This is a genomic window from Shewanella sp. MF05960, assembly GCF_050849305.1.
Taxonomy (GTDB): domain Bacteria; phylum Pseudomonadota; class Gammaproteobacteria; order Enterobacterales; family Shewanellaceae; genus Shewanella.
The window spans coordinates 151,634-173,913 of record NZ_JBOZPS010000008.1 but is presented as its reverse complement, the minus strand read 5'-3'; the positions used below and the strand labels follow the sequence as shown (position 1 = coordinate 173,913).

At 43.4% G+C, this 22,280-nt stretch carries 17 protein-coding genes; 8 read left to right on the top strand and 9 right to left on the bottom strand.

The window, feature by feature from the left end:
• The first annotated feature begins 200 nt into the window (after window positions 1-200).
• From ACROAE_RS10385 to ACROAE_RS10355, 7 genes are all read left to right on the top strand, one after another.
• Window positions 201-1,790 carry a DUF4331 domain-containing protein gene (locus tag ACROAE_RS10385; RefSeq protein ID WP_432401432.1) on the top strand — a complete coding sequence of 530 codons (1,590 nt, stop codon included), beginning with the start codon at window positions 201-203 and terminating at the stop codon, window positions 1,788-1,790.
• 10 nt (window positions 1,791-1,800) lie between these two features.
• A complete protein-coding gene (locus ACROAE_RS10380) occupies window positions 1,801-2,316 on the top strand; it encodes an Ig-like domain-containing protein (protein WP_432401430.1) in 516 nt (171 codons plus the stop codon).
• Between the two features lie 58 nt (window positions 2,317-2,374).
• Entirely contained in the window at window positions 2,375-3,475 is a 1,101-nt protein-coding gene (locus ACROAE_RS10375) for a tetratricopeptide repeat protein (RefSeq protein WP_432401428.1), read from the top strand.
• Window positions 3,476-3,523: 48 nt separating this feature from the next.
• Window positions 3,524-4,627, top strand: coding sequence for a HupE/UreJ family protein (locus ACROAE_RS10370; protein ID WP_432401552.1), 1,104 nt, complete (start codon window positions 3,524-3,526; stop codon window positions 4,625-4,627).
• A 186-nt stretch (window positions 4,628-4,813) separates the two neighbouring features.
• The gene (locus tag ACROAE_RS10365) at window positions 4,814-5,152 is read left to right on the top strand and encodes a hypothetical protein (RefSeq protein WP_432401426.1); all 339 of its coding nucleotides are present in this window, start codon (window positions 4,814-4,816) and stop codon (window positions 5,150-5,152) included.
• Window positions 5,153-5,576: 424 nt separating this feature from the next.
• The gene (locus ACROAE_RS10360; protein WP_432401424.1) at window positions 5,577-8,783 is read left to right on the top strand and encodes an SNF2-related protein; all 3,207 of its coding nucleotides are present in this window, start codon (window positions 5,577-5,579) and stop codon (window positions 8,781-8,783) included.
• A gap of 93 nt (window positions 8,784-8,876) precedes the next feature.
• Entirely contained in the window at window positions 8,877-9,224 is a 348-nt protein-coding gene (locus tag ACROAE_RS10355; protein ID WP_432401422.1) for a hypothetical protein, read from the top strand.
• On the opposite strand, the gene ACROAE_RS10350 is transcribed toward ACROAE_RS10355, so the two are convergent.
• Both ACROAE_RS10350 and ACROAE_RS10345 read right to left on the bottom strand, forming a co-directional pair.
• Complete coding sequence (locus tag ACROAE_RS10350; protein ID WP_432401420.1) at window positions 9,221-10,219, bottom strand: NADH:flavin oxidoreductase; 999 nt, start codon at window positions 10,217-10,219, stop codon at window positions 9,221-9,223. The genes ACROAE_RS10355 and ACROAE_RS10350 overlap by 4 nt on opposite strands.
• An 8-nt stretch (window positions 10,220-10,227) precedes the next feature.
• Window positions 10,228-10,842, bottom strand: a complete 615-nt coding sequence (locus ACROAE_RS10345) for a LysE family translocator (RefSeq protein WP_432401418.1) — start codon at window positions 10,840-10,842, stop codon at window positions 10,228-10,230.
• 202 nt (window positions 10,843-11,044) lie between these two features.
• Between ACROAE_RS10345 and ACROAE_RS10340 the strand changes: the two genes are divergently transcribed.
• The gene (locus tag ACROAE_RS10340) at window positions 11,045-11,548 is read left to right on the top strand and encodes a DTW domain-containing protein (protein ID WP_432401416.1); all 504 of its coding nucleotides are present in this window, start codon (window positions 11,045-11,047) and stop codon (window positions 11,546-11,548) included.
• On the opposite strand, the gene ACROAE_RS10335 is transcribed toward ACROAE_RS10340, so the two are convergent.
• The 7 genes from ACROAE_RS10335 to ACROAE_RS10305 form a co-directional block, all read right to left on the bottom strand.
• A complete protein-coding gene (locus ACROAE_RS10335; RefSeq protein WP_432401414.1) occupies window positions 11,535-12,275 on the bottom strand; it encodes a DUF6445 family protein in 741 nt (246 codons plus the stop codon). The two genes, ACROAE_RS10340 and ACROAE_RS10335, sit on opposite strands and share 14 nt — an antisense overlap.
• A 2-nt stretch (window positions 12,276-12,277) precedes the next feature.
• Complete coding sequence (locus ACROAE_RS10330; protein WP_432401412.1) at window positions 12,278-13,792, bottom strand: tryptophan halogenase family protein; 1,515 nt, start codon at window positions 13,790-13,792, stop codon at window positions 12,278-12,280.
• Window positions 13,793-13,836: 44 nt separating this feature from the next.
• On the bottom strand, window positions 13,837-14,796 hold the full coding sequence (locus tag ACROAE_RS10325) for a cupin-like domain-containing protein (protein ID WP_432401550.1): 960 nt from the start codon (window positions 14,794-14,796) through the stop codon (window positions 13,837-13,839).
• Between the two features lie 72 nt (window positions 14,797-14,868).
• Entirely contained in the window at window positions 14,869-15,591 is a 723-nt protein-coding gene (locus tag ACROAE_RS10320) for a SapC family protein (protein WP_432401410.1), read from the bottom strand.
• Between the two features lie 81 nt (window positions 15,592-15,672).
• A complete protein-coding gene (locus tag ACROAE_RS10315; RefSeq protein WP_432401408.1) occupies window positions 15,673-17,274 on the bottom strand; it encodes a tryptophan halogenase family protein in 1,602 nt (533 codons plus the stop codon).
• 310 nt (window positions 17,275-17,584) lie between these two features.
• Entirely contained in the window at window positions 17,585-20,491 is a 2,907-nt protein-coding gene (locus tag ACROAE_RS10310) for a TonB-dependent receptor (protein WP_432401406.1), read from the bottom strand.
• Window positions 20,492-21,255: 764 nt separating this feature from the next.
• Window positions 21,256-22,257 carry a LacI family DNA-binding transcriptional regulator gene (locus ACROAE_RS10305; protein WP_432401404.1) on the bottom strand — a complete coding sequence of 334 codons (1,002 nt, stop codon included), beginning with the start codon at window positions 22,255-22,257 and terminating at the stop codon, window positions 21,256-21,258.
• Between the last annotated feature and the right edge of the window lie 23 nt (window positions 22,258-22,280).

Genomic DNA, 22,280 nt, shown 5'->3' with positions numbered 1-22,280 from the left:
ACGGCCTAAATTTATTTAGGCCGTTTTTTTATGATTAAGCGGAATGTGCACATTTTATTTTTAAAGTTTATTTCTTTTATAATCAATATATTGAATGTAATTTTTCTGAAGTGTAAAAATTAAATCTCATTTATTGCATCCAATATCGCATCTCATCCGTTTATTGACATGACTCTACTCAAAACAACAAGGACATAGTCATGCAAGTACTCAAAGTATCGCTCATCGCAAGTCTCGTTTGTAGCAGCTTACTAGGCGCTAACGCCTTAGCATCAAGCCACCGAGAAGCACCAAACATTACCCGTATGCCAACATTAGACTCGACCGATTTTTATGCCTTTAACAGTTACGAAGCGGGACGCGAAGAATACGTCACGTTAATCGCCAATTATATTCCCCTGCAAGATGCTTATGGTGGACCTAACTATTACGCAATGGACCCCGCCGCGGTATACAGCATCCACATTGATAATGACGGTGATGCGATAGAAGATTTAACCTTCCAATTTCAATTTACCAACGAGCTCGCCAATAATAATCAAGGTATTGCTTTGACGGTTGGGCCTGCCGGTAATCAACGCAGCGTTGCCGTGCCGCTTAAAAATGTGGGTGCCATTAGCGCAGGCGATCAAAGCGCTGCAAACTTTACTGAATCTTATCAATTGAGTTTGGTAAAAGGCGCGCAAATGGACGGTAATGCCACGGTATTAAGTCACAGTGCTGGTGGCACCACATTCAATAAGCCGCTTGATTATATCGGTAATAAAAGTTTTGGTGATACCGCGGCCTATGCCGACTACGCCAGCCAATTTGTGTATGAATTTGCTATAGAGGGCTGTGAAAGTCCTGCCAAAGTGTTTGTTGGCCAACGTAAAGACCCGTTTGTGGTTAACCTAGGTAAAACCTTTGATTTAGTTAACTACGTGCCTGTTGAAGGCGACAGTGCTCCTGGTGCGGGCGATCAGGGCGGATTCCCTGGCGGTATTACCCAATCAAGTGACAACGATGACTTGATAGATAAAAACGTCACCGCATTGTCGATTGAAGTACCCAAGTCATGTTTAACCACCCAGGGTAACGGCACGATTGGTGCGTGGACTACTGCGAGCTTACCGCAAGCACGCATTTTAAACCCGAACGCTAAAAACGGTAAAACGGAGGTTAACGGTGGTGCATTAACTCAGGTATCTCGTTTAGGTAATCCATTGGTTAATGAGTTGGTGATTGGCTTAAAAGACAAAGACACCTTCTCGAGTGCGCATCCAAAAGATGATACTCAATTTGCTGATTATGTCACTCACCCAAGCTTACCTGAGCTGTTAAACATTCTGTTTAAAGATGCGGTTAATCAAACGCTGGGTGCCAATATTGCAACCCTAGCACCAACAAACTTTCCACGAACAGATTTAGTCACCGCCTTTTTAACCGGCTTTGCTGGTGTTAACCAACTTGAAACCGTGACGCCATCAGAAATGCTGCGTTTAAATACCGGTATTCCCGCTAAGCCACAAGCAATGCAATCTGCATTTGGTGTTGCTGGCGATGATTTAGCCGGTTTCCCAAATGGTCGTCGCCCAGGTGATGACGTGGTGGATATTGCGCTGCGTGTGGTGATGGGACGTTTATGTTATCCCATCCCTGTTAACGGAACAGACACAGACTTAGGCTTGTGTACTAAAGATGATGCCAGTGTCGGTAACGTGCCATTTACCGATGGTGCTCCGGTTAATGCAAGCATGATGATGGATCACTTCCCTTACTTAGCGACGCCATTGTCGGGTTCAAAATAAGGAGTCAATAATGAACACATCGACTAAATCTATCACTAAATCCTTGCTGTTAACTAGCCTATTAAGCGCTGGTTTGCTGGCTGGATGTAACTCAGACGACCATAACAAAAATGCCGTCAATAAAGCGCCAAAGGTTGACGACATCATGTTAACCACAGAAACCGAAACGGCAGTGATGGCGAAAATTACAGCCCGCGACGGCGACGGCGATGTTTTAGGGTTTACCTTAAATCAACAACCGACTTTGGGCATGGTGAGCTTAACACCCAATGGCGAATTTACGTATACGCCAAACACGGAGGTCACCGGTACAGATAGCTTTACCATTGCCGTGACTGACGGCATTAATGACTCTGTTAATGCCACCGTCATGGTGACGATTGAAGCACAACAGTTGCAGTTTTCAAGTTTGAGTCGTCAGGCATTTTCACAAGATGCTAACGATGAGCCGTTACGACTTAATGGTCGCGATGTCAGTAATGATGTCAGTGAAGCTAACTTCTATGACGATCTATTACTAGATTAAGCATCAATTAACTGTAAAACAGGACGAAAATAGCCATGGATGGCACTAAGGAGAATATATGCAAGGTGTAGCAACTCGGATAATACGCACAACATTAACCGCCTTGATGGGGCTGGGTATCGTGTTTGCAAATAACAGTGTGGCTGCGCCATACACGCCAGCATCGCAAGATGAAGTCATTGCAACCTGGAAGGTACTTGACGATTCACCCACCTATGCAAATAATGCAAATCAAGAGGTTAGCCTAGCTCAAATTAGCGAGTTTATTGAGCAGGGGCAATATCCTGGTGAGGCCGATTATCGTTATGGCCGTGCCAAAGCATTGTTGCAAGCCAAAATGAGTCAACAAAGTCCTGATGCGCAAACCTTTTACTTGTATGCGCGTGTGTTACAGCATCAACATCAATTTTCTAAAGCGATTAAGGCATTAGAACGCTCAATTACCTTAGACCCGTTAGCCGTTAATAGCTGGTTATTAAAAGCCAATATTCATTTAGTGCAAGGTGATGTCGTCGGTGCGCGCGAAGCCTGCTTGGCGTTAATCGGTAAAGCCGATATTTTACTCATTTCGACCTGCGCGTTAGAAGTGGCAGGGCAAAATGGTAAGTTGCCAGAAAGCTACAAAGAGTTGGCGCGATTATACAATTTATATCAACCCATTAATGAACAAGAACAATATTGGATAGTGCAAATATTAGCAGATATGGCCATGCGACAAGATCTTGCTGAGAGTGCCTTAGCGTATTTAAACCAGGTCGACTTACAACGTGCGCCGGTGAGCTTATTAGCCCTGTGGGCCGATGTGCAAATGTCTTTACAGCAACATCAGCAAGTTGTTGATACATTAGGTGATATTGTTAACGGAAATCCTATACAAGATGATGCACTCTTGCTGCGTTTAGCAAGGGCAGAAAAGGTGCTTAAGGGATCTGTTGAATGGCAATGGGCCTTTGCGCAACGTGTCGAGCTGCGTGAACAAAGACAAGACAGCTTACACGCCTCGGAGTTGGCACAATATTATTTATATGTCGATGTGCAACCAACAAAAGCACTGTACTGGGCCAAAGTAAACTGGCGTATTGCAAGGCAAATTAATGATCGCACTTTGCTTGAAGAAGCGCGTTTATTGCTCAAACAACAAACCAAAGAGACGGTTTAAGCCGTAACCAGTAAAAAGGAATACACTGTGAACCTATCTAAGTGGTTAATGACCGCAACTAAAAGTATCGCATTAATCGGTTTGTTGATTATCAGTCATGCCAGCGTTGCTCATCAAATGAGTACCAGTTATTTGTCGGTAAACTTAGATCAACAAGGGCAATTGCAGGGCGCGTGGCAAGTACGCTTTTTCGATCTTTATCAAGTGATTGATATCGACCAGAATCAAAATGGTCAGTTAACCTGGGGCGAATTACAACGCAATCAGCTTGCGGTGACCCACTATTTACAATCAAATTTAATCATAAACCGCAATCAAGACTGTGAATTGGTGTTTGATGTCGCCCAGCAAGTGGACCAACATTTTAACGAAGGTTATTTAGTCGCATCATTTAATGGCCTATGCCAGGGTGATGGTGCGCTTAAAATCGATTATCAAGCTTTTTTTGAGGTCGATACTGACCATAAATCGATTGTGACGATTGATACGCCTGAGCATCAATACACCCGAGTGATCAGTAATGATAACCGTACATTACTGATTAATTTAGCTGAGAGCTCAACCTACGACACCTTCACAGAATATGTTTATCAAGGTGTGATTCATATTTGGAAAGGTACTGATCATATTTTATTTTTATTGGCCTTATTATTAACTTGCGTGCTTATTCGTGAGCAAAAAAGCTGGCAGGCAATTGAAAGCCCAATAAAAATTATCAAACAGACCGCATGGATTATTACTGCGTTTACCTTGGCTCACTCGGTAACATTAACGGCCACAGCATTAGGTATTTTAGATTTTAGTAGCCATTGGGTTGAACTTGGCATTGCTTTATCGGTCTTATTTGCAGCGCTTAATAATATTTGGCCTATTGTATTGCGTTTAGGCTGGATAACATTTGGCTTTGGTTTACTTCATGGGATGGGGTTTGCCGGTGTGCTCGGTGAGTTGGGATTACCTGAAAACCAAAAGTTACTGGCCATTTTAGCGTTCAACCTAGGTGTTGAAGTGGGCCAGTTAGCGATTTTAGCCGTAGTGTTACCCATACTGGTTTTTTGCCGTCATCAACGATGGTATCGGGTGTGGGGAATGCAAGTCGGTTCTGTCGCGATTGGTATTATGGCGATTCAATGGTCTGTTGAGCGTTTTTAACCAATGATTAACCTGAATGATTAACCTTGAGCGTTAGCGTTAGTGTTAAGCGCTCGTTTTAAATCGTCTCAAGAGCCAAGCATAGTATTAATCACTATCAGGTCAAATAAGAATGCCATCGGCAGTTGCTGTTTTACTCGCACGCTGGTGGCGCTAATATTGAATGAAATAAAGGTAGGAGTCGTATTGATTACAATTATTGGGACAATAGTGACGCTCATTGCCGCGATATTTGCGGTTTATAAACTCAACCAATGTACTCATGGTATTTACTTATATATTCAACAACATTATCAAGATGAATATCAACATTGTGAGGCGCTTGGCCGCAGTGCAGGAGGAGGGCAACGCAATACATCGTTGTTTGTGATGGAATCGTTTCACTCAGGTAAACTCGCGAGTATTGACGACCCGCAATTACAACAAATGCGTCAGCAGCTTACGCGCTTAAAAACGCTATTCATTTTATCGCCAGCATTGATATTTTTAAGCATCATTATCATTGCTGAGCAGTGGGTTAACTAAAAGCTTACCAAGAGGTGAGTCACGCTTAACCGATCATCTCTGAACCACCAGTTAATCTTGGCTGATGGTTACACGCCATTTTCAGTGAATAGTGCTATTCCTTGGCGCTATTCATATCAAGCCAATCCTGCGAAACCGCTACTCACAAGGCACAGTATTTTGCGCCTTAGCAGCAAAGTCATGCCCTCTTGTGAACACATTCTAAGCTTGCCCTCAGTTAAATAATTGAATTGAGCGCCAAAGGGTAAACCGAATTTCTATCATCAACGTATCAAGATGCAAACGGCATTTACGTTTATTCGTGGTTAATTAACGCATAACAACACGCAAAAGCTAGATATTGCATGCTTTCTTCCATAGAATGGTAAGTTAACTTTTTATCAGCAGTGATGATTTTTCTGCTCGGTTTTTATTAGGTATATTGATGTCGGCGAAACTGTTTAATCTTCCCATTAAGCTTTCATTAGAGATGATTGCGAAACTGTTCTCGGCCACGCAAATTCAAAAAGCACAAAACTACTTGATCCAGGGTCGAGTATTAGAAGTGAGCGCCAGCAGTGATAATCATGATATAGAAGCCTATGTTGAAGGTTCTGCTGAAGAGCCATACCGCCAAGAAATCACCCTCGTCAATGTTAACCACAAAATAGTGATGCGATCGCACTGCACTTGTCCCGTGCGCACAAATTGCAAACACGTTGCTGCCGCAATGTTAGCGTTGGTGGATAAAAAACCGGTAGAAGAGCAACGCATTCACCAGTGGTTGCGCCAGCTTGATGAACAAAAAACGGTGACTGAGTTTGAAGATGAGGAAGAAGAAAAAGACCGCATTATTTATGTGCTGTCAAACGACCCTAACGGTATCTTTGTCGAATTTAAACGCAGTAAGCTCAATAAAAAAGGTCAATATAATAAAGGCAGTAAGCTGGCGTTAACCGACATTCGCTACAGTATGCCGTGGTGGATTGCCCCCGACGATAAACAAATCATTAGCTTATTACTCTCGTCTAATAATCAAGGTTCTAAAATCTACATCGACGGTGAGATTTCATACCTTGCGTTGGTCAAAATGCTGGCGGATCAAGTGTGTTTTTGGGAAGAAAATCGTACCCCGTTAACCTGGGCTAAATCTATCGCGCCAGAGTTTATCTGGTGTGAGCTTGATAAAAAACACACACAAATGCAAATGCGCATGCCCGGTCTTGAAAACTGGGAGTTTATTGCGACTGAGCCGCCATTGTATGTTGAATTAGATTATTTGCGTTTAGGTAAAATCGACACCGATTTATCGGCGAAAAAAATCAGTTTATTGCAACATATGCCGCCTGTGCCATTGGCGCAAGTGGACCAGATTAGCCACAAAATGTTGCAGCATTTTTCACCTAAAACCGTGCCCGTACCTAGCGAAATCGATTTTTGTGAAATTAACGACCCACTTAACACGAAACTGATTTTTACCCGTGAAATCTATGCTAATAATCCCATACTGCAACCGGTCATTCGGGTTGAGCAACATTATGGCAATATCAGTTTTAATGCTTCACTGAAACCAGAACGTATTAGTCTGGTTAAAAAGGGCAGTGTTCAATATCAAGTGCATCGCCATGTCGATCAAGAGTTAGCCATATTACAAGCCTTGACTGAAGCCGGTTTAGTGACGTTTATTCCGAGCGAATATGGCAAGCAGCCTGAGTATTTTTTAAGTGTTGGCTTATTACCTGAATCGATTTTTGAATGGTCTGATTTAACGGAAAGCGGTTTAGATGCGTTAACCGCATTGGGCGTAGAAATTGAGTTTGAAGATGATTTTGATTTAAAAATTGTCGATGCTCAGTTAGATGTTGATTTGGTCGACGATGATGAGTCTGGCTGGTTTTCATTATCACTGAGCGCCGATATTGAAGGTCAAAATGTACCGTTATTAGCCTTAGTTGCTCGTTGGTTACAACAAAACGGTGAGCCAGCCGATGACGACGAGTTAATTCTTCCTGGCCCAAATGGCGGCTTTATTAAAATTAAAGCCAAAACCATTAAGCCATTGATTTCGATTATTCAAGAATTGTTTAATCGTCACTCTGGCGATCATATTGCGATACCGCGAAACCGAGCCCACATCCTTAATGACTTATCTGCCAGCGATGTACGTTTGCTTAATGGCGAACGAGTGCGCAATCTTGCGACAAAATTAGCGGAATTCAAAGGGGTAACAGAAGTTGAGTTACCTGCGGGCTTAAACGCCACATTACGCGACTATCAAAAACAAGGTTTTGATTGGCTATGCTTTTTAAAAGAGTACCAACTGGGCGGGATTTTGGCCGACGACATGGGCTTAGGCAAAACCATCCAAACCTTAGCGTTTTTACTTAAAGCGAAACAAGATGCGACTGAACATCGCACCAGCTTAATTGTGTGTCCAACCAGCTTAGTGGGCAACTGGCTTAAAGAAGCCAACAAGTTTGCTCCGTCGCTCAATGTGGTGGTTATTCATGGTAATAAGCGCCAGCCATTGTTAGATCAAATTAATGACTTTGATGTCGTGGTGACAACGTATCCGCTAATGCTGCGCGATGAAGCTATTTACGGTGATTATGTGTTTGACCATATTATTTTGGATGAAGCACAGCAGATTAAAAACGCCCAGGCTAAAGTTACCCAGGTGATCAAAACCTTAAAGGGTAAGTTTCGTTTGTGTTTGTCTGGGACGCCGCTTGAAAACCACTTGGGCGAGCTGAAATCGTTAATGGATTTTTGTTTACCGGGGTTATTAGGTCAGCACAGTTACTTTAATAAAGAGTTTCGTGGTCCGATTGAGAAACAAGCGGATATTGAAAAATCAGTATTGCTGAGCAAGCGTATTTCACCGTTTATGTTGCGGCGCACCAAAAAAGAAGTGGTGTCTGAACTGCCAGAAAAAACCGAGATTATCCAAACACTTGAGCTTGAGAAAGATCAGCGTAACTTGTACGAGTCTATCCGCCTAGTGATGGAGAAAAAGCTGCGCGAACTGTTTGCTAAAAAAGGCGTGTCGAGCAGTCATATTGAGTTTTTAGATGCATTATTAAAATTACGCCAGGCCTGTTGCGACCCCCGCCTTGTTAAACTTGAGCAAGCACAGCAAGTTAAAGACAACGCTAAACTCACCTGGTTAATTCAAAATGTGCCCGAGATGATTGAAGAGGGTCGCAAAATCCTTATTTTCAGTCAATTCACAGGTATGCTCGCGCTGATTGAAGATGAATTAAAAACCATGGCAATAAGCTACAGTAAATTAACCGGTCAAACGCGCGACAGACAAACCCAAATAGATGCGTTTCAAGAGGGCGACAACTCGGTATTTCTCATCAGCTTAAAAGCGGGCGGTACGGGGCTTAACTTAACGGCTGCCGATACCGTTATTCATTTCGACCCCTGGTGGAATCCTGCTGCAGAACGTCAGGCAACCGATCGCGCGCATCGTATTGGCCAGCTCAATCCGGTATTTGTGTACAAGTTAATTGCGCAAGGTACGGTGGAAGAGAAAATCCAGGAAATGCAGCAGCATAAACAAGGTTTGGCAGACAGTATTTTATCGGATGGTACTCAAGGGCCATGGCAAGGTAACGCCGAAGATTTATTGGCGCTATTGAGTTAACGGTCGTTGTTTATATGGTCGTTGCCCTGTGTATATATGTTTATTTATAGTGGTTTAACAGTTAGTTAATATGAGGTTACGGCATTGCCAGCAATGTATTTTAAACGAGGTTCTGGTGCACCAAGGCCAAGACGTGGCAATCGTGCTACACCTGTGCTGCACATGGATTACTTTGAGCAAGTGTTTGTTGAGCTGCGCCGTCATCCTGAAAAAATCGCTATTGTGAGACACAACATTGCTGAATTTCAGGCGCAACCCTTTTTGAAAAAAGGCTTACACACCGCCATAGATAGACTGCTACTGGTATTTGAAGACAATGATGATATTGAATTGCTCTACAAACAGGTGATGAGTGACGATGTTGGTCAGCGAGTAAGACGCTACCCGCTGATTTTTAAAGGCATCATATCGCCGATGGTCAATGCGCCAGATAATGACTAGCCTTGCATCACCTTGTTAGCAAACTCACTTGGGCCCGCTAAAATCGCCCGGCCTACTGCGACTAAATCTACTTGCTTGGTGGCCAAAATCGTTTCGATATAGTCCACGCTTTCAATGCCGCCGACACCAATAACCGCCGCAGTGGTGGTGCCTGTTAACGGCGCGGCATCTTCAACTAAAAAGCCTTCGCCGCGTTTATCTTTAGGTCGATTCCAACCACCAATACCTGACGATACATTAAGGATTTCAACGCCAGCAGCCACTAACCATTGGCTCACTTGTGCCATGTCTGCATGAGATAAGCCGCCTGGGTATCCATCTTGGCCCGGAATACGCGTCATAACGGCTAGTCTTGGTGCGACTTGTTTAATTTGAGTCACTATTTCAATTAATATTCTGGCGCGGTTTTCAAGGTTGCCACCGTATTTATCTTGACGTTGATTGGTCAATGGCGATAACCACTGATTAATCCCATAACCATGGGCACAGTGGATTTCAACTAAATCAAAACCGGCTTTATCGGCGCGTATTGCTGCCGCCACAAAGTCTTGTTGCCAAGTCGTGATATCACCTAATGTCATTGTCCGAGGCGTCGGCAACACACGGTCGTATGCGGGTACGGTAATACCAGAAGGGCCCATGATATCACTGCTAATACCGGCACTGTCTTTACCGCCGCAATGGGTAATTTGTAAGCCCGTTTTAACGCCAGCATTATGCAGTGTACTGGCTATCTGGGTTAACCCTAGTAAACACGCATCATCGTACGCACCGAGTTGGTTTGTTTCACTTCGCCCTGCCAAATTCACATGGCTATATTCAACCATCACAAGGCCTGCACCCGATTGGGCTAAATTGTGATAATGGCTAAAGGTTTTTTCGGTTGCCAAACCATTAACGTCTGCCGTTTGTGATGCCATAGGCGGTACCACTAAACGATTTTTGAAGGTTAATCCGCTGGTTAAAGTTAAGGGGGTAAAACGTAAAGCAGTCATTGAAAATCCTATAAGGTAATGGCAACCAAGATGCCTGCAAGCAACATAATACTGCCCGCGGTGCGATTAATGATGTTGGCAGCTTTTGTTGAGGTAAACACTCGCTTCGCACTCGATGCCAGGTAAGCATAACCGAGATTTACCGAACCAAAAGCACAAGTGGCAATGGTTAAAATAATGATGACGTCCAAAAAGCTGACCTGGTTCATTGGCACAAATGCGGGAAAAAAACTCACATAGAAAATCAGCGCTTTAGGGTTACCTAAAGTAATCAAAATGCCAGTGAATACATTTTTAGTTAAGCTGACTTTGGCCGTCTCAACGAGTTGAACGCCATGCGCTGTCGCGCGAAGCATACTGATGCCAAGCCAACACAAATATAAGGCGCTGGCATATTTTATCAGTTCAAATGCAGGCCCCATTGGATTGGCTATGGCAGACAATCCAAACAGGGCTAATAAGATATACAGAAAATCGCCAAGTAGCACTCCAATTGTCATCGCGACGCCATGAGAAAAGCCATTAGAAAATGAGCGAGACACCACCGCAAAAACCGCAGGGCCAGGTACAATGGCCAAAATAATCATGGTAAAAAATAATGCGATAATCTGTGGGTAAGCCATTAATGTTCTTCAGTTCGGTTTTTATTATGATGGATGGCACACCTGCCGATTGATGGCGATTATAGCGTAAATGGGTCATAAAAATGCCATTAGGATGGTGCTAAAAAGTATCAATTGTGTAATTCATTATGTCTAATAGCGCCTTTCAAAATGTGTTACATTGCTTGATTATTCATGCGTATAGCACTTTTTAAGGATTGTTGTGCAGTTCATCTTATTAACCCACTCAAGAGAGTTGCTTCGTGCCAATAACACAGGCCAATTAGTGCTGCAAGTGTTAGGCGAGCGTGCTCGTGTGATTGAGTGGCATCGTAAGCTGCCTGATGCGGCATTACTAGCGGCCATTGAGGGAGGATGTGTGGGCTTAGTGTTTCCAACCGATGATGATTCGGCACAATTAAATTTAGACGCTACAGCGAGTGTCAATATCACCGCTAATGACTCCGCTCAATCCTTCGAGTATTTGCTGTTGCTTGATGCCACCTGGCAAGAAGCCCGTAAAATGTATAATCAAAGCCCATATCTTAAAAGCGTAGTTAAAGTGGGATTACAGCCAACACATGCCTCTATTTATCCGTTAAGGCGAAATCAGCTTGAGGGCGGGTTATGCACCGCAGAATGCGTGGCGTTATTGCTTGAAAAAGCGGGAGAGGCTGGGTTAGCGCAACAACTGACTGAATGCTTAAAAGGGTTTATTGAGCGCTAGTTGACTGAAAATCGATAAATAGATTAGCGGTAAGGCGACCGGTTTTCGGGTTAGCATCGATGTCTTTATCTGGATTGACTAGGGTTGAATGCAGTAAGTTACCGGGGTAAATCACCACACGATTTGGCCGATATTCTACCTGGTGATACAAGCTGTAATGCTCATTACTGGCAACACAATAACGCGGACTTGATTGGGTTATTTGATCAACAAAAGGCTGTGCTTGGCTAAAGTATGAGTCAATATTGTCGTTATTAATCCGTTCGAAACCGCTGGTGTTGTGCTTAAAAAATCCGGTGTCGCCATGGGGACCGTCATTAAGATAATGCAAAATGGCAAAGTAATACGGATTAGGTGTATCAAAGTGGGGCAAACATTGCAGTGGTATTAGGTCTTTTTCCTGGGTATCGATTAACGAAAACACCCCTTGTTGTGGCTTTAAGCGCCGAGTTGTTGGAATACGATACACATCGTAAATAAGCTGAAATACCGCATCAAGCACATCGATAATATATTGTCTTGGCAGTGCCGTCCGCTGCCCAGGATAAAACGAGCTTTTATCCTGGTTAAATTGACTGTCATTAATTGCGATATCAATTAACTCAGAGATATCACCTGCAAAATTATCAAGCACAATAACCGGCGTTTGTTGTTGGCCAATCAACTGCACCTGAGGTGAAATGTGATTGACCTGTACTATAGGCTGAGTGGCTGATTGCGACGACATCGTTAGCTTACCCTTGCATCATCTTTGACTTGCATTGCCGTTGACATGCAATAGTGTTGTACAAAGTCGTGATGCGCGGGCAGGGTATCTACTTTGCGTTTAACCGTGGCTTTAATGTTATTTAAAAAGCTTTGCAACTCAGCGGGTTCCATTAAATCGACAATCGGATGATACTCTTTAGGTATCAAACCTTGCCCCATCATGACCTGGATCCACGAGCTTTCGCCAAACAGCTCATTACCGTATTTATAGACTTTGCCAGATTGACTAAACATATCAATACGATGCTGCAATGAGGCGGGAATTGGCATGTTTTTACAGTAACGCCAAAAACGGCTGTCTTCACGGTCGGTGACTTTATAATGCAAAATAATAAAGTCGCGAATATTGTCCATTTCAATTTTGGTTTGTTGGTTAAATTCATCGACGTCAGCTTGAATGACGCCATGCGCCGGAAACAGTTGCAGTAAACGCACGATACTGCGCTGGATCATATGAATACTGGTGGATTCTAGAGGCTCTAAAAAGCCTGCTGATAAGCCAATTGCAACACAGTTTTTGTTCCAATGTTGGCGACGCGTGCCAGTTTTGAATTTAATCACTCGCGGTTGATTTATTGGTTGCCCTTCAATGTTATTGAGCAGTAACGCGGTGGCGTCGGCATCAGACATAAATTTACTGCAAAACACTAAACCATTGCCGGTACGGGTTTGTAGCGGAATGCGCCATTGCCAACCTGACTCACGGGCAATCGAGCGAGTATAAGGAATAGGCTGTTGCACGGCTTCGGTTTGAACCGCTATTGCACTGTCGCAAGGTAGCCAATGGCTCCAATCTTCAAAGCCGGTATTTAACGTTTGTTCAATCAGTAAGGCTTTAAAACCGGTGCAGTCGATAAATAAATCACCTTCAATGATGTCGCCACTTTCAAGCTGTAACGCTTTAATATTGCCTGAATCATCATGCTGCAATACATCAGCAATTTTACCTTCGATGCGTGTCATACCATGTTGCTCGGCAAATTTGCGTAAGAATTTGGCGTATAAACTGGCGTCCATATGATAAGCGTGGTTGTAATCTTGATTGGGTAATACCGCAAAGCGTCCCTGACGAGCGGCTAAATGCTCAGTGCAATAATCGCCGATTTCACTGACCATATTTTGCTGCTTGCCTTTAAGCCAAAAATGCTGAAAACCACAAGCCCAGCAGTCTTTGCCTAAAAATCCAAACGAGTGCAAATAATCTTTATTCACGTCATGCCAGTTTTCGAATTGGATCCCCAGTTTAAACGTGGCATTGGTGGCGGCCATGACATCTTGCTCTTTTAAACCCAATAATCGATGGAAAATGTGTAACGTAGGGATGGTGGCTTCGCCAACACCGACAGTGCCAATGTCGTCTGATTCAACTAATACAATATCTAGGTTTTTGCCCATGAGCTTGCTAAACGCGGCTGCGGCCATCCAACCTGCAGTGCCACCGCCAGCAATGACGACTTTTTTGATTGATTTATTCATCTTGGGCATCCTGTTTAATATCTTAGTTTTTGCTGTAGTCAGCATTATCGTTTTAATTTATTGATTAAATCTGCGCGTAACTTACGGGCATTTAAGTCATCTAACGGTTTAGTTAGCATGCCTTTAGCGTTATCTGGGATATAACTGTCGTCTACATCATCATGTTCAAAGATGTAATGGTCGAACATAGCTTTCCACGCTAGGCGCTGCGCCTTTGGCAAGGACCGTAGGCTTAACATGCTGTGCTGTAATGCGTTATTAGGGCGACCTAAGTAACCCGGCGTATCACGCCACCAGTGAGTAATGAGTACATTGATATCGTCAATGCCGCGTACATGGTGCCACCACATACTGGGAATAAATAATACATCTCCGGGCGTTAATTCAGCGGTTAACGCCGCATCTAACGCCTGTTGAAATTTGGGGAAACGCTCAAAATCTGGGTTATCAAAGTCCACCATGCTGATATCCTGCCCGCCAGGAGCAAACTCCATTGGGCCAACATACAGGTTACTGATTTGATCTGGTGGAAACAGGGTGAAAGTGCGCTTACCCACTACGTTGCAGGCAAGATTTAGCGGAAAGTCAAAATGGGCCGCCACTTTAGTTTTGTTACCTAGCCAAATACTGGTCAGTGGATTGATAGGCTGTAAATTAAGGCTGTTTTGTTCACCAAGCCCTGGCAGGCATTGATGAATATCAGTAGAACCCATGTAAATGCCGGCAGGATTTTCGCTGGCATTTTCTTGTTGTAAGCGTGCTAACAGTTGATTGAAATCAAGCCGGCCAGCCTGGTAATTAAAGCCATCAAGCTGCTGATTATAAAACACTCGGCCTAGTTGCTCTGGTGCTAAGTGATAGGCGGTAACGGCATAACCTTGATAAAACTGGCGCAGGTAATCTAACGCCTTGTCGGCCGATTCAAGCCCTGCCTGCACTAAAGGCCAATGACGACACAACCCTTTAAATACCATGGGTTTGTCGGCTTTTTCTATGTGCGTCATGACTTGCGCTAACGTCCAATCGCTGACGCAGTCGACGGCTGTTAATGTGTCATTGGACATCTGCGCGGTTCCTTAGCCTTGAGCATTTTTAAGGTTAAGCAAATCACGGACTGTGCTCTGTGATGCTAGCGCCATATAAATGGCTTGCAAGTAACCTTGTTGATGCAAGGTGGCTAACGTGTCGGCGGGGAGTGTGGCTAAGGTGTTTTCGTTAATGGTGTAAAAACCAATCATTTGATGTTTTTGGCCGTTGTCGAGTTCGATGTCTAAGGTAAATGACTCGAGTAACTCATGCTCAATTAACACGTTAATGAAACGCTGGCTGTCGATAAGTCCGTGATGAATGATTTCCAACATTTCGCCGACTTCATCTAATAACGGAGTGTTACCGCCATAAGGTAAAAACAGCGCTTCGCCCTCAGTTTGGCTGACTCTCGGATGATCTAAATCTACATGAATCACCCGTTGTTGACGCTCTAAGCCATCTTCACGTACGGTTTGTTGGCCGATTAAAAAAGGTTGGCGGCGCACACTGAGCGGCACATAAGCGGCATTCCAGCCAGATTCTGTTAAAAACAGATTTTCATTTTGTGCAAACCCAAATAAGGCTACCGAATAAAATTGACCTGTAGCGACATCTTTGTGAAAGAAAATAGGGTAGTGAGCCTGAATGCTGCGAAACTCTTGCGGGAATGTCACGGTATACCAAAGGTTGTCACCTAATGCGGCAGAACGGCTGGTGTTCACCTTTAAGTCTTTATGATCGATGCTGTTAAGTAGTACATGTTGGCTCATGTTAAATCCTATTTTATTCGTTCAAATACAGTATATTGTTATGATTTTTGTACGTGATGTCATTTATGTCAATCAATCTCATTAAAGCTTAGGAAAACCATATTGAGCCACTTTATCTAGTAGTGCCCGGTTACTCGGTAAGCTTTTGCTTAATGCTTGAGTGCGTTGTTGATTATCGGTAAACAGTCGTTGTGCAAGCTGTTGCATAGACGGTTTTACATGGCTTGGTAACTGAGTTTGAAAGCCCATACCATAGAGCACATATTGAAAACTGGCGGCTGGGAAGAGCGCCTCTTTATAGCTAATATCATGTTGGCTTGGCGCCTGGTAACGCCATAATTCCAGTTGTGCTTGTAAACGTTCGGGTATTGAGCTGCTGTCACGATGATCGCGCCAATAGGCATCAGTTTCACGCTGGCTAATGACATAATGCAGCTTTAAAAAGTCGATGATTTGTTGCCAATGCTGCTGATAACGTAAGTTGACTCGTTCTGCAATCGTGTCCATCACCTGGCGGTTGGGCGGTAATTGCTGTGCTATTGTGGTAGCAGTCCATTCAATTAACGCAAGAGCTGAGGCTTCTAACGGTTCGATAAATCCAGCGGCCATTCCAATGGCAATACAATTTTTTTGCCAACATTTAGCATGATAACCCGGGCTAATATTGAGCTTTCGCGGCTCAAGTTTTGAGGCGAGTTCATTACTGGTGCCGTTGGCTGTTAAGTAATCACGTAGCACTTGCTCAGCTTGGCTGTCATTACAGTGGCTTGATGAATACACATAACCGACCCCTTTACGGGTAGGTAAACCAATGTCCCAAATCCAACCATTTGGCTGTGCAGTTGAGTGAGTACAAGAGGCAATCGCGGTTGTAGTGTCTTCATAAGGCACTTGCATCGCTAAGGCGCTGTCATTAAATAATACGGATTTTTGGCATAAAAATGGGACTTGTAAATGCTCGCCCAATAGCAATGATTTAACGCCAGTACAGTCGATAAATAATTGGCCACTAATTTCACCATGCTCTTTGGTTATCAGTTTATCAATATCGCCTTGGTCATTATTTATAATCTGGCAGACATGATCGCGAATATGTTTTACACCCAGCTTTTGGGTGCAATGTTCGCTTAACAGCTGGCTGAATTTGCCTGCATTGAGGTGATAACCGTAATTATTTTGAAAATGATATTGCGCTGATGAGATGGTTTTTGGCGCTAAACCGAGCTGTGATAATACTTCCTGGCTACTGACGGCCTGCGCAAAGCTCACTTGCTCTGAGTGAGGTAACCAAAATGGGCATAAATCGAGTTCTTGATGTCCATGTGGCAGGCTAAAAGGGTGCAAGTAGCTGTTTGTTTGTGTCGATTGTGTTGATTGTGCTGTGGCGGTATCTGTGCGCCAATTGATAAAACGAGAGCCTTGTTTAAAGCTGGCATCACAACAACGAATAAAGTCATTTTCATCAATGCCTATTTTGCTCAAGGTTGAGCGCATTGAAGGCCAGGTACCTTCACCTACACCAATGGTGGCTACATCGGGCGATTCAATTAAGGTGATGTTGAGCTTAGGAGAGTTAGCCAATACGCCCTTGTCGACATTATGCTCAGCCGCCAGTAATCCTGCGGTGATCCAACCGGCGGTGCCGCCACCAACAATGACTATTTGGGTGATTGGTTTTTGCATTATCTCTACCTACGCTTTGGGCGTTATTGTTATTTTAACGATTCTATGATGTTTTATTCGCATCAGAAACATCATAAGTAGAATTTTGTAAAATGTAAGCTTTTTCAATTATTTGTTTTAATTGGGCTGGGTGCTAATTTCAATATAAAAACGAGCAAATCCCTAATAAAAATAGTAACGTCCTTGTTACTCAATATCTTGCAATAAAAAGAGGTGACAAAGTTTGTGCACCTCAACGACCTAAATAGAGCCTTGATGTATTCCGTTCAAACTGAGGTAAGACGGGATAAAACATCAAGTGGGTTATCACTTAGAAAGTGTAACGAGCACCAATGCTATAGCGCGCGCCCGTTTCGGTTAGATTTAACACTTGCTCGTCAGCCAGTCCGTGTACACGAACATACTCTTCAGTAATGTTAAGTCCTTCGAAAAACACGGTTAAGCCTTCAACTTGCTCGATGTCATAACTGACTGACAAATCAATTTGCGAGTAAGCTTCAGTGTACTGAGGGAATAAACCAGTACCTTGACTCGTTGAACTTAAGAACTCGTCACGCCAGTTGTAAGCCACACGAGCCTGGAAGCCATAGTTTTCGTACACTAATACAGCGTTGGCGGTATCACTGATACCGACTAGCGCTAAATCACTGTTAACTAATGTGTAGTTTGCTATCACACCCACTCCGCTTTCGCCGAAGAAGTGCTGCGCTGCAAATTCCCAACCGTCAATGACTGAGTTTTCTGAACTGTTCAATGGAGTGTTGATATTAAAGTTTAACAACTCATCATTGTTGGCAGCACTGCCGCTAATGATTTGGTTGGTTGCATCTACTGCAGCATTATCAGCAAAGTTTGCGAAAATATAATCGCGTACTGCACCCGCTTCCGTTGTGCCTGTTGCAGCAACAGCCGCTTTGTATAAATCGCCCGATGCTGGGTTGTAAATACCATTAGTGGTTGCAACTGGATCAACACTGATAAAGTTTTGTGTGTCTTTACGGAAATATCCCACAGAGACGTAGCTTGATGGCGCGTAATACCACTCTGCCGAGAAGTCGATGTTTTCAGATTCTAGCGGTAATAATGTTGGGTTACCCGCTGAACCACCACCGTTAGTCCGGTTAGCCAGTGTGGCTAATACTGTGCCGCCCTGAATGTCTGTGTAGCTAGGACGACCAATGGTTTCACTGTATGCAGCGCGGAGCATGACATCTTCTACCACTTCAATATTGAAGTTAAAGCTTGGCAGTACATAGTCATAATCACCGGTTTTAGTTTCAAAGACTTGCTCACCAGTAGGTGATAACGCAATCTCTGTTTCGGCAATCCAATCCGCACCATCATAACCGGCAACTGCAGCGGTTGAGGTGACATCAGTTTGTTCATAACGCAGTCCGAAATGCACGTCATACGGCATACCAGAAATTTCATCTTCGTAGTTGTACTGTACGTAAATCGCTTGTGATTCTTCTTCAGTATAACGATCTGTTTCAGCTGCATAGTTAGTTGACGGGCAGAAGCCATTTCCACAATCACCACTAACAGAAGAGGCATAATTTGCTGCTGCGTAATCACGTACTGAGGCAAAATCCCACATGAATATAGTATTTAGGATATCGAAGTTACCATCAGCAAGTGAGAAATCACCGCCATTGGCATCAAATTTATCTTGAATGGTATCAGCAGGGAACCAGGCATCATCTAAATCACCAGCAGAACCTACGCCACCCCAATCGTTACGTTGCACGTTAACGCTTTGAGAGTGGTTGTTGACGTTTGTTAACGCAATACCAAAATCAATGCTGCCCGCATCTTCAAGGTAGTATTCGCCGTCAAATTGATACTGGTCAATTTCAGACTTGTTACGTGAGTTGGTAAATACTGAACCGGTTACCATCATATCTGCCGCGGTTACAGCGTTACCGCCGCCCACTGCAAGTACCGGTAAGTCACCGCTAAAGTCGGTTGCAGCACTAGTACGGATAAACGCTGCTGTACTTAAATTGTTGCTTGAACCGTAAAGGTTGTTGGGTTTGTTTTCTGCCACTGAGTTGTGCGCATCAAAGGTTAGCTTTAGGTTATCTGTTGCTTGCCACTCGATGTTGAAGCCTAATGAACCACTTTCGTTACGTACGCCATAATCGCCGGCGGCCATTGATAAGTCAGCGGGTGAGTCGTAGGTTTCTGAATAAATAAGCGGTGATGCATAAGGACCATCAGACCATACGTTTTCAGATGGAACAAAGTTAAACCATGCTGATACGTCATTTGATTGAGTGTCGATATCGTTGCGCATGTAGGTGTAATCTAAAGTCGCGGTAACGGTGTCGATAGGGCTGTATTGCAGAACTAGCTGGCCGTTTGTACGAGTACGTTGCTGTTCTTCAAAACGATACACAGTAGTTTGTGGCACTGAATAGAAATCATCATCGCCAGGACGGTTAACCTGGGTGTTGTCGTTGGCTACGCCGCCCCATTCACTGGCATTAGTTGCGGTACCTGGGAATGTGCGCCAGCCGGTACCGACTTGTGCTTGTTGGTTACCGCTTTCACGATCTTGGTAGCTTGCAGACAATGAAATACCAAAGGTGTCATCGGCAAAGGTATTTGAATATAAGCCAGATACCTCAGGTGTCACTGAACCGTTATCAGTTGATTTGTCATCAACGGCTTTAACGCCAACAGTCGCTTTAAGACCTGGCGAGTTCAATGGCTTATGAGTCAAAATATTGATAGTTGAGCCGATACCACCGGTAGAATCTGATGCTTGGCTGGTTTTATGGACTTCTACACCGCTGATACTTTCAGATGCGATGTTAGCAAAGTCAAATGAGCGAGTGCCAGTAGTGACTGGCATTTGACGACCATTGAGGGTGATCAAGTTGTAGTCAGGGCCAAAACCACGCACAGACACTTTACTGCCTTCGCCGTTAGAGCGGTCAATCGATACACCGGTAATACGTTGTAGCGACTCTGCTAGGTTAGTGTCTGGAAATTTACCAATATCTTCAGCAGAAATAGAATCTACAACGCCACTTGAAGAACGCTTCACATCCATTGATTTAATTAAACTGCCACGAATACCAGTAACCGAAATGACTTCGATATTTTCTTCGCTGACTTCATCTGCAGCATGAGCTGGTAGGATACTGCTCATACCAAGTACAAGCGATAAACTGGTCGCAAGCTTGGTTTTGTTAAATGTTCTTGTTTTCATCTAGGAAATCCCCATTGACTAGATTTATTTCTTTCAATATTGCGAGTTGGGCGCAAATCGTTTTTTGTAATTCTCCATCGGCGCTGCAATCATTATTTATAAATTGTTGTCATATAAAACAGCTAATGTAAGCGCTTACATAAAACTAGTGTAAATTGTGACCTTAGTCAACAAAAACAAGTTTAAATTATTACATTTCGTTAACCATCGTGCTAGGGAATTGTGTTCATTCAATTTAACTTATTGTTTATATTTATTTTATTTTTCAACCGGTTTTTTAGGTAAAAATGTAAGCGCTTTCTTTTGTTGATGGAAATGTTACCAGTTTTAGTGCTGATTAATCTGATAAATAGCCATTGGTAGCATCATCAGAATAACCTTTTTGGCTATAATACCAATTCTATTAATTATGTGACCAATCAGAGCCACTCAGATTGTTCAGTTTGAGGCGCATTGTTGAAATAATGGTTATTCCCTTTTAAGGCAATGCAACAAAGAAATGAACGGTCTGAGTGTCTCCTGTAAGGCGGGTTTCTGTGTCCTCCATGCTGCTTAATAGCATTTTGACGTAGAACAACTATGCCTACAATTCTATTACTTGCCTAGAAGACACAGAACTCCCGCTGAATGACCAGATAATTAATGGAATTGGTATAATCAAATGAATTTGTGAAAAGTGATGCTCAAGAAAATAAAAAACCAGCAAATGCTGGTTTTAGATATTTAGATCATAGTGATCGCGATTTTTACGCTAGCGATGCAGGTTAATCAATTGCTTTGGTGGAGGTGCGAATAAATAACTCCGGTAAGAATGAGCTTTCAACCACGGTTTCTTTGTCATTATAGACATTTTGCAATACCCACCTTGCGGCCATTTTACCCATTTCGTGAATAGGGTTGCTGACTGTGGATAGCTTAGGCGAAATGTATTGAGGGAATGGAATATTATCGTAACCGATAAATGAGATGTCTTCAGGCACACGCAATCCCTGTTCTAAGCAAACCGATATCGCCCCAGATGCCATCTGATCGTTTGCGCATACAACAGCGGTAATGGGTTTGTTTAGCGACAACAAATGTTCCATAGCCTCGCTGCCGCCGGCTTCTTTAAAATCGCTTTCAATGCAGAGACTGTCATCAAAATCAATGTTGTATTGCTTAAGCGCGCGTTGATGACCTTTTAAACGATCTCTTACGTCGAGCTTAAACAGCGGGCCTGAAATATAAGCAATGTCTTTATGGCCAAGTGACAAAATATGATTGGTCGCCATAAAGCCACCTTGTTCATTTTCAAGATAAACGCAGCGCTCTTTAATGGAGTCAATATAGCGGTTAATAAACACGATGGGCGTTGAACCTTTACTCAGTTCAATGAGGTATTCGTCCGACACGGCTTCAATGTCTAAAATCAGTGCATCACAGCCGCGACTCATTAAAAACTCAACACTGTCTTTTTCTTGCGCTTCATCGCTGTGGCCTGCGGCGATAATCACGTGTTTGTTGGCGCTACGAAGCACGGTTTCAATTTCGGTCATCATCGGACCGTAAAATGGACCGTCGAGTTGCGATACCAACACGCCAACGCTATTGGAACAATTAGACGCTAAAGACTGGGCAATCGTATTGGGACGATAGCCTAAGCTTTGCATTGCATCTAATACTTTCTGTTTGGTTTTGTCACTGACTTTGGTGTTGTTGTTCATCACTCGCGACACTGTCGCCAGAGAAACACCTGCCATTACAGATACATCGTAAATCGTTGCCATATCGTCATTTCACGTTAAAGAAT

What these genes read in the sequence shown, in the direction of transcription:
- ACROAE_RS10385 (WP_432401432.1), top strand. Translation starts at nt 201, where the DNA reads ATGCAAGTACTCAAAGTATCGCTCATCGCAAGTCTCGTTTGTAGCAGC.
- ACROAE_RS10380 (WP_432401430.1), top strand. Translation starts at nt 1,801, where the DNA reads ATGAACACATCGACTAAATCTATCACTAAATCCTTGCTGTTAACTAGC.
- ACROAE_RS10375 (WP_432401428.1), top strand. Translation starts at nt 2,375, where the DNA reads ATGCAAGGTGTAGCAACTCGGATAATACGCACAACATTAACCGCCTTG.
- ACROAE_RS10370 (WP_432401552.1), top strand. Translation starts at nt 3,524, where the DNA reads ATGACCGCAACTAAAAGTATCGCATTAATCGGTTTGTTGATTATCAGT.
- ACROAE_RS10360 (WP_432401424.1), top strand. Translation starts at nt 5,577, where the DNA reads ATGTCGGCGAAACTGTTTAATCTTCCCATTAAGCTTTCATTAGAGATG.
- ACROAE_RS10355 (WP_432401422.1), top strand. Translation starts at nt 8,877, where the DNA reads ATGTATTTTAAACGAGGTTCTGGTGCACCAAGGCCAAGACGTGGCAAT.
- ACROAE_RS10350 (WP_432401420.1), bottom strand. Translation starts at nt 10,219, where the DNA reads ATGACTGCTTTACGTTTTACCCCCTTAACTTTAACCAGCGGATTAACC.
- ACROAE_RS10345 (WP_432401418.1), bottom strand. Translation starts at nt 10,842, where the DNA reads ATGGCTTACCCACAGATTATCGCATTATTTTTTACCATGATTATTTTG.
- ACROAE_RS10335 (WP_432401414.1), bottom strand. Translation starts at nt 12,275, where the DNA reads ATGTCGTCGCAATCAGCCACTCAGCCTATAGTACAGGTCAATCACATT.
- ACROAE_RS10330 (WP_432401412.1), bottom strand. Translation starts at nt 13,792, where the DNA reads ATGAATAAATCAATCAAAAAAGTCGTCATTGCTGGCGGTGGCACTGCA.
- ACROAE_RS10325 (WP_432401550.1), bottom strand. Translation starts at nt 14,796, where the DNA reads ATGACGCACATAGAAAAAGCCGACAAACCCATGGTATTTAAAGGGTTG.
- ACROAE_RS10320 (WP_432401410.1), bottom strand. Translation starts at nt 15,591, where the DNA reads ATGAGCCAACATGTACTACTTAACAGCATCGATCATAAAGACTTAAAG.
- ACROAE_RS10315 (WP_432401408.1), bottom strand. Translation starts at nt 17,274, where the DNA reads ATGCAAAAACCAATCACCCAAATAGTCATTGTTGGTGGCGGCACCGCC.
- ACROAE_RS10310 (WP_432401406.1), bottom strand. Translation starts at nt 20,491, where the DNA reads ATGAAAACAAGAACATTTAACAAAACCAAGCTTGCGACCAGTTTATCG.
- ACROAE_RS10305 (WP_432401404.1), bottom strand. Translation starts at nt 22,257, where the DNA reads ATGGCAACGATTTACGATGTATCTGTAATGGCAGGTGTTTCTCTGGCG.